At 65.2% G+C, this 7,521-nt stretch carries 9 protein-coding genes; 3 read left to right on the top strand and 6 right to left on the bottom strand.

Features of this window, described 5'->3' with window-relative positions; genetic code table 11:
• The 3 genes from C1D09_RS06580 to C1D09_RS06570 form a co-directional block, all read right to left on the bottom strand.
• On the bottom strand, positions 1–724 hold a 724-nt coding region (locus C1D09_RS06580), incomplete at its 3' end, for a BatA domain-containing protein (RefSeq protein ID WP_208760353.1).
• A complete protein-coding gene (locus C1D09_RS06575) occupies positions 721–1,659 on the bottom strand; it encodes a DUF58 domain-containing protein (protein ID WP_143973521.1) in 939 nt (312 codons plus the stop codon). The genes C1D09_RS06575 and C1D09_RS06580, both read right to left, overlap by 4 nt.
• Positions 1,659–2,663 (bottom strand): AAA family ATPase, encoded by a 1,005-nt coding sequence (locus C1D09_RS06570; RefSeq protein ID WP_095773508.1) that lies wholly within the window; start codon positions 2,661–2,663, stop codon positions 1,659–1,661. Before C1D09_RS06570 ends, C1D09_RS06575 begins: the two co-directional genes overlap by 1 nt.
• 141 nt (positions 2,664–2,804) lie before the next feature.
• Here C1D09_RS06570 and C1D09_RS06565 point away from each other — a divergent pair, with 141 nt between their 5' ends.
• The 3 genes from C1D09_RS06565 to C1D09_RS06555 are packed head-to-tail and all read left to right on the top strand — an operon-like array spanning position 2,805 to position 5,325.
• Positions 2,805–3,434 carry a DUF1285 domain-containing protein gene (locus tag C1D09_RS06565; protein ID WP_143973520.1) on the top strand — a complete coding sequence of 210 codons (630 nt, stop codon included), beginning with the start codon at positions 2,805–2,807 and terminating at the stop codon, positions 3,432–3,434.
• The gene (locus C1D09_RS06560) at positions 3,434–4,066 is read left to right on the top strand and encodes a CoA pyrophosphatase (protein WP_143973522.1); all 633 of its coding nucleotides are present in this window, start codon (positions 3,434–3,436) and stop codon (positions 4,064–4,066) included. The genes C1D09_RS06565 and C1D09_RS06560 overlap by 1 nt, the downstream gene beginning before the upstream one ends.
• A complete protein-coding gene (locus C1D09_RS06555) occupies positions 4,063–5,325 on the top strand; it encodes a CCA tRNA nucleotidyltransferase (protein ID WP_143973519.1) in 1,263 nt (420 codons plus the stop codon). The genes C1D09_RS06560 and C1D09_RS06555 overlap by 4 nt, the downstream gene beginning before the upstream one ends.
• A gap of 73 nt (positions 5,326–5,398) precedes the next feature.
• Here C1D09_RS06555 and C1D09_RS33430 read toward each other — a convergent pair whose 3' ends face one another.
• From C1D09_RS33430 to C1D09_RS06540, 3 genes are all read right to left on the bottom strand, one after another.
• Complete coding sequence (locus C1D09_RS33430; protein WP_143973518.1) at positions 5,399–6,379, bottom strand: S8 family serine peptidase; 981 nt, start codon at positions 6,377–6,379, stop codon at positions 5,399–5,401.
• Between the two features lie 79 nt (positions 6,380–6,458).
• The gene (locus tag C1D09_RS06545) at positions 6,459–7,037 is read right to left on the bottom strand and encodes a hypothetical protein (RefSeq protein ID WP_143973517.1); all 579 of its coding nucleotides are present in this window, start codon (positions 7,035–7,037) and stop codon (positions 6,459–6,461) included.
• Between the two features lie 245 nt (positions 7,038–7,282).
• Complete coding sequence (locus C1D09_RS06540) at positions 7,283–7,468, bottom strand: DUF1059 domain-containing protein (RefSeq protein WP_027047304.1); 186 nt, start codon at positions 7,466–7,468, stop codon at positions 7,283–7,285.
• Between the last annotated feature and the right edge of the window lie 53 nt (positions 7,469–7,521).

Here is a 7,521-nt window from a genome sequence, read left to right as displayed (position 1 = left end):
GGATGGCGGTGAGCGCAAAACCGTCGACCTGGTTATCGGCGGCGGTAAGGCCGGTCAGCGAAAGCCGATCGGCCGTTGCCCAGACCACGCGTGCCGCATTCTTCGACAACAGCGTGTTGAAGGCGGCCTCGTCGCCCTTGGCCGCGAGGCCGTCGGCCAGCACGGCGACGCTGGCGCCGGGCAACGTCTCCAGCACGCCGGCGACGCGCGCATAGACGGCGGGCCGGTCGGTCGGGATAGGCCGCGGCTTGGCGGCGCGCAGCCGGTCGAGCGCGGCGGCGGCATCGAAGGGGCCGATCTCCGCATTGGCCTTTTCGGCGGTGAAGGCGATGATGACCGGCACGCCGTTCGAGCCGGCATCCTTGATCAGCCGCTCGGCGGTGGCGACGCGCTTGTTCCAGTCGGCCGCACTCGCCCAGTCATTGTCGATGACCAGTGCAAGGGCCGCACCCTCGGCCGGCAGTTTTTCGCGCGGGTTGAAGACCGGTTCGGCCAGGGCCGCGACGATGAGGCCCGCCATCAGCAGCCTGAGCAACGTCAGCCACCAGGGGCTTTGATGCGGCGTCTCCTCGCGCTTCAAGACGCGCGCCAGGATCTTCAGCGGCGGAAAGATCTCGGCCTGCGGCTTGGGCGGCGTCAGCCTGAGAAGCCACCAGATCACCGGCAGCGCCAGCAGGCCCCACAGCACCATGGGCGCGCCAAAGGAGAGCGGCAGCCAGCTCATGCGACCGCCTTTCCAGGCTGACCGGCACGACCGCTGCCGGCATAGCCGCCATCGGCTGTCATTGCCATGTGCAGGCGCACCAGCGCGTCGGACGCCAGCCGATCGGTGTGGTTGACGGTAAAGCTCCAGCCGAGCCGCTTGCACCATGCGGCCAGTTCCTGGCGGCGGGCGGTGTAGAGCAGGCGGTATTCGACGCCGAGCATTTCAGCGCGTCCGGCGGTCAGCTTTTCGCCGGTCTCGGGGTCGGTGAACTCGGTGCGGCCGGCATAGGGGAAGGTCTCCTCGGCCGGGTCGGCAACCTCGATCAGATGGGCACGCACGCCGTGGCGGGCGAGCACGTCGAGCCATTCCATCGTCTCCTCGACCGGGTCGAGGAAATCGCTGGCGATGACGATGTCGCAGAAGCGCCTGATGTCGGTCAGGTCAGGCTTCGCCGGCAAGTCGCCGGCATGCATCAGCTGGGCGGCGATGCGCTCGGCGCCGTTGCGGGCGGTGAACGGATCGGTCAGGCCCGGCCAGGCGATGCGTTCGCCGCTGCGCGACAACAATTCGGCCATGGCCAACGCCAGCACCAGCGCGCGCGACTGCTTGGAGACGCTGGCGCCGGTCGATTTGTAGAGCATGGACGGCGAAGGGTCGGCCCACAGCCACACCGTATGGGCGGCTTCCCATTCGCGGTCGCGGACATAGGTGTGGTCGTCGCGGGCCGAGCGACGCCAGTCGATACGCGAGGAATCGCCCTCGACATAGGGCCGGAACTGCCAGAAATTCTCACCGATGCCGCGCTTGCGGCGGCCGTGCCAGCCGGCGATCACGGTGTTGACGATGCGGCGCGCCTCGACCAGCAAGTCGGGCACCAGCGAAGCCCGCAACCGGCCACGGGCGAGCGCGTCGCGCGTCGCTGCCGGAGCCTGGACCTCGCCGACGCGCGCCATCAAATCCCTTTCACAAGCTTCGCCACCACATCGCGCACGCTGGTGCCTTCGGCGCGGGCGGCGAAGGTCAGCGCCATGCGGTGCTGCAGCACCGGCTCGGCCAGCGCCCGCACATCGTCGACCGAAGGCGCCAGGCGCCCGTCATAGAGCGCACGCGCCCTCGTGCACAGCATCAGCGCCTGGCTGGCGCGCGGGCCGGGGCCCCAGGCGACATGCTTGTCGGTATCGGCATTGCCTTGCCCTGGACGCGCCGAACGCACCAGAGTGAGGATCGCCTCGACGACGCTTTCGGGCACCGGCATGCGGCGGATCAGCGTCTGGATTTCCTTCAATCGAGCCGGCTGCAGCACGTTCTGCGCCTTTGCATCCTCGATGCCGGTGGTTTCCAGGAGAATGCGGCGCTCGGCCTCGATTTCGGGATAGAGGATGTCGACCTGCATCAGGAAGCGGTCGAGCTGGGCTTCCGGCAGCGGATAGGTGCCTTCCTGCTCCAGCGGGTTCTGCGTCGCCAGCACATGGAAGGGGGCGGGCAGATCATAGCGGGCGCCGGCGATGGTGACATGGTATTCCTGCATGGCCTGCAGCAGCGCCGACTGGGTACGCGGCGAGGCGCGGTTGATCTCGTCGGCCATCAGCAACTGGGCGAAGATAGGGCCGGAGATGAAGCGGAAGGAGCGCTTGCCGGTCTCGTCCTGCTCCATCACCTCGGAGCCTAGAATGTCGGATGGCATCAGATCGGGGGTGAACTGGATGCGGCGCGAATCGAGGCCGAGCACGATGCCCAGCGTTTCGACCAGCTTGGTCTTGGCAAGGCCGGGAACACCGACGAGCAGCGCATGGCCGCCCGCCAGCAGCGCCACCAGCGTGCGTTCGACGACGTTTTCCTGGCCGAAGATCACCCGACCGACCCCGTCGCGAATCCTGGAAATGTCGGCCAGCGCCTTTTCGGCCTCGGCGATCATGTCCGTCTCGCTGATCGGGCTTTCCTTGACCATCACGCTCATTCGGCTCGATCCCTTTGGTTGGAAATACCGGCCCGCACCATATCATAGGTTGCCGCGATTCGGCCTCGCGTAGCGCCTATGGTCGAACTTAAATCACAGACTTAGGCTGACAAGCGGAACAACAGTGACTATTTCGTGACGATGACGGAACACGACGAACATCGCCAACAAAGCCTTACGCAGGCAACCGAGGCGCGCGGCCTGGAGGCGCTGATCTCGCGCGCGGCGCGTTCCGGCAAGGGCGCGGCGCCTGTCGAGCGTTGGAATCCCGACTTTTGCGGCGATCTCGACATGGAGATCAAGGCCGACGGCACCTGGTTCTATCTCGGCACGCCGATCGGTCGCATGCCGCTGGTGCAGCTCTTCTCCTCGGTGCTGCGCAAGGATGCGGACGGCAGGACCTATCTGGTGACGCCCGTGGAAAAGGTCGGCATCCGCGTCGCAGATGCGCCGTTCATCGCCGTCGAAATGGATGTTTCGGGCAGCGGCGACGAACAGATCATCACCTTCCGCACCAATGTCGGCGACGTGGTCGAGGCCGGGCCGGAGCGGCCGCTGCGCTTCGTCGACGAGAACGAGACCGGCGGCCTGAAGCCCTATCTGCTGGTGCGCGGCCGGCTTGAGGCGCTGGTGGGGCGGCCTGTCATGTACGAACTGGTCCGGTATGGCGAGGAGATCGAGATCGGCGGCGAGGCGATGTTTGCCGTGCGCTCGAAGGGCGCGGTTTTCCCGATCATGCCGGCGGACCAGTTGAGGCGGCTGAGCGCATGATGGACCGCGTGCCGCTTATGGCCTTCTCATCGGCGGATTTTCGCGCGCGCTTCGCCGCGCAGCCGGACGCGCATGCCGGCGACGACTATGGCGACCATCGCTTCAATCCGGGTCATCCGCGCCTCAATCAGGGCAAGCCGCTGCGCAATGCGGCGGTGCTGATCCCGGTGGTCGATCACGAAGACGAAGCGACGGTTTTGCTGACCAAACGAGCCGAAAAGCTGCGCAACCATTCGGGGCAGGTGGCCTTTCCCGGCGGCACCATCGATGCGGCCGATGCCAGCCCGGAGGCGGCGGCGCTGCGCGAAACCTTCGAGGAGATCGGCCTTGACCAGGACCGCATCGAGATCATCGGCCGCATGCCCGACTATGTCGCCGGCAGCGGCTACCGCATCGCTCCCGTGCTGGGCATCGTGCGGCCCGGCTTCCAGCTTGCCTTGAATGCCGACGAGGTCGATGCCGCTTTCGAAGTGCCGCTGCGGTTCCTGATGGACCCGGTGAACCACAAGCGCGACAGCCGCATGTGGAACGATCTCGAATGGTTCTTCTACGACATGCCCTATGGCGACCGCCGCATCTGGGGCGTCACCGCCGGCATCATCCGGACGCTCTATGAAAGGCTCTATGCGTGAGTGTTTCGATTGCGGGCAGGGCCGACTGGCTCGCCGACAAGTATTTGCAGCGCCTGCTTGCCACCCTGGCTGAAGGCGGCGAAGAGGCGCGTGTCGCCGGCGGCGCCGTGCGCAACGCGCTGATGGGCGAGCCGGTCTCCGATGTCGACGTCGCCACCACCTGTTTGCCGCAGGAAATCATCCGCCGCGCCGACACGGAGGGTTTCAAGCCGGTGCCGACCGGCATCGAGCACGGCACCGTCACGGTGGTCGCCGGCGGCAAGCCCTATGAAGTCACGACTTTGCGCGCCGATGTAGAGACCGACGGCCGCCGTGCCAAGGTGTCGTTCGGGCGCGACTGGAAACTCGATGCCGAGCGGCGCGACTTCACCATCAACGCCCTCTACGCCGACGCGGACGGCTCCGTCCTCGACCTGGTCGGCGGCATCGCCGATATCGAGGCGCGGCGGCTGCGCTTCATCGGTGATGCCGAAGCGCGCATCCGCGAGGACTATCTGCGCATCCTGCGCTTCTTCCGCTTCTTCGCCTGGTATGGCGAAGGCCGGCCGGATGCCGAGGGGCTGAAGGCCTGCGCCCGGCTGAAGGATGGCCTGGCGCAGCTTTCGGCGGAGCGCGTCTGGTCCGAGCTGAAGAAACTGCTTTCGGCGTCTGATCCGTCGCGGGCGCTGCTGTGGATGCGGCAGGCCGGGGTCTTGACCGCCGCGCTGCCGGAAAGCGAGAAATGGGGCATCGACGCCATCCACGGATTGACCAAGGCCGAGAAGGATCTGGGCTGGGCTGCCGATCCGATGCTGCGGCTGGAGGCGATCGTGCCGCCGGATGTCGCGCGGATGAAGACGCTGGCCGAACGGCTGAGGTTTTCGACCGCGGAATCAGACCGTTTGCGCTGCTGGGCGCTCTCCACGGCCGTCGAGCCGAAGACGACCGAAGGCGAACTGGCGAAAAGGCTCTATCGCGGCGACCGGCAAGGATTTGTCGACCGCCTGCGGTTGGCGCTTGCCGCAGCCCGGGTACGCGCCGTCGAGGACAATAATGCGCTGCTCGAGGCCGGCGGCTTCTCGCGCCTGCTGGCCTTCGCGCTCAAATGGGAAAAACCTGTGTTTCCGCTGAAAGGCGCCGACCTGACGGCGCTCGGTGCCACGCCAGGGCCGAAGCTGGGCGAAATCCTCAAGAACCTCGAAGCGGAATGGATCGAGGCGGGATTCGCCCCCGATCGCGGCGCGCTGCTCGAACGCGCCGCGAAGGCGCTTGAAGCTTAGCCTGGAGCTTGCCCGGACGATCGTGCCGATCAAAAGGCAAGGCGACGATTTGACCGGGCGAAACGTCGCTTTCCTACCTGATCGCCGTGGGAGCCAGGGCGCGCGAAAGGCTTGCCTCGCCCTTGCCGTAGACCGAGGCCCTGTAGTTGACCAGCGTGTCGGTACGAGCCGTGTTGAGCAGATCGTTGGTGATCTGGGTCGCGGTGGCCGTGGTGAACTTGCTGCCGATGATCGCCGCATATCCTGAAATGATCGGCGCGGCGAAGGAGGTGCCATAAAGGCCTGTCTTGCTTCCATCGACACCAACCACGAGGAAGTGGCTTTGCACCAGCGGATTGGAGCCGGCGGTATTGGAATACCAGGCAAGCTGGGCCTTGCTGGATGTCGTGCCGTTGGTGGACAGCGCGCCGACGAAGATCGCGGATGGTTTTCCGATCAGGGCAAGGTCGAGATAGTCCTGCTGGCCGTTCGTGACCCCGCCCACGGCGACCGAATCGTTGCCCGCGGCCTTCGAGACAACAGCCGTCCCCCTGATCGCATAGGAGATGATGGAGGCTTCCTCCGGGGCCCAGCCGATCTGGTTCGAGCTGTAGCCCGCCTTGGCGTACATGCCGTAGCTCAGATTGAGCACGTTCAGGCCGGGCGCCAGGCCGACGGCCGAACCGGTTGAGAAGTCTTTCGACCTGATGGTCGCCAAGGGCGCTATCATGCCGGCTTCCTCACGCGTCCATTCACCGTGGCGCTGGGTTTGGACCCCAACACCGAAATTTCCGGAGAAGCGCGATGTGCTGGAGAAATCGTCGACGATCGTAATCGTGACGCCCTTGCCCTTGTATCCCGCGGCCCAAGCGGCGCCAACATCGGAGCTCATCCACCTCTGCACTGTCGGGGTGCCCGAGGCCGGGATCGTTGCGCTCACGCATGTGGACAGGCCGCCGCCGTGGCACAGCGCAGCCATCTCGTCCGCATTGACGGCCTCCTGTGCCGAGGCCATCGGCGCCGACAGGATGGCGAGCGCCGTGGCGATACCGAATTTCAGGCAATTCCCTGACATGCTCTTACTCCGTTCAAACAAGAACCAAGACGGGCGATCGCGAATTTCGGGGCTAGATGATTTTCTCATTTACGCGCGATCAGAAAGTAACACGGTAATTCAGCCAGATGTGCTGGCTCTCCGGTTTAGCGTTAACCAGATATTTCAAGGTTTCCTCAGGCGCCATCTGGCTGGCCGCGAGCCGGCAATTGACGCGGTAGGTGCCAAAATCACCGTAGTCGGCTTCGCAGGACTTTTCGGTAAGCTTGCCGCCGATGGTGGTGGTGAGCGAAAGGGAGAGAGTGCTGTTCGGGGTCGGATGCATCTGGGTGAGGAACCCAAGCTTGAGGCTGGGCTCGATCCGATACTTCTCGCCCTCTTCGCCGGTTCCAAATCCCCAAAGGATGCCGGTATCCTCCGTGATCTGGGTGAGCAGGTCCACATGCATGTCGACCCAGCTTGCCCGGTACCATTGGTTGAACGAGACAAAGGTCCCGTTCTGAAGTTCGTAGCCGCCATTGCCCAGGCTTCTCGCGCGGTCGCTGAGCGGCGAGCCCTGATGTATGTCGACCAACGATGTCGTTATGTCCTGGGCGGCAGCCGGGAACGCTCCGATGAGCGCGCACAGCAGGAGCGCCATCGTGCGGAACCTCACTCGACTGCCGGACTTTTCGCGCATGCGCGAAACACCTCGCCCCACTGATTCCGGATCAGCGCCTGGTGGCGACGGGCTTCTCTGGCAGCCCACTGTGGCCGGATTGTCCTCGCGACAGTGGCACGGGTTCGGTTACCGCGTGGTTTAATTTAGCTGAGGCAAATATGATTTTTTACCCCGCGCGGGGGGCTGGCTCCGCGGCGGCGCCCCGATCTCGAAGCGCCGTCGGGGCTGGTTGCCAACGCCGGCGAAGGCAGGCGGGGCAAAGCCTAGGCGGCGTCGCGCACCTTCTCTATACGCGAGCGGATCGCCTCGATCATGGTTTCGCGGATTGTCGTCTCGCCATGCGTTTCGCGCATGTGCTCGACGGCACGGCGCATCACTTCGGCTTCCTCGTCGGCACGGGTGTGCCACTCACAGCCAGGAACAAGCGAGCCGCAGTGGAATTGCTTCATCGGATTTCTCCTTTTCCTCCAGGGAACCGGTCGAGGCTCCGCCGCTTTTTTTG

It is taken from the genome of Mesorhizobium intechi (assembly GCF_002879535.1).
Taxonomy (GTDB): domain Bacteria; phylum Pseudomonadota; class Alphaproteobacteria; order Rhizobiales; family Rhizobiaceae; genus Mesorhizobium; species Mesorhizobium intechi.
This window is presented reverse-complemented; position numbering and strand designations above follow the sequence as displayed.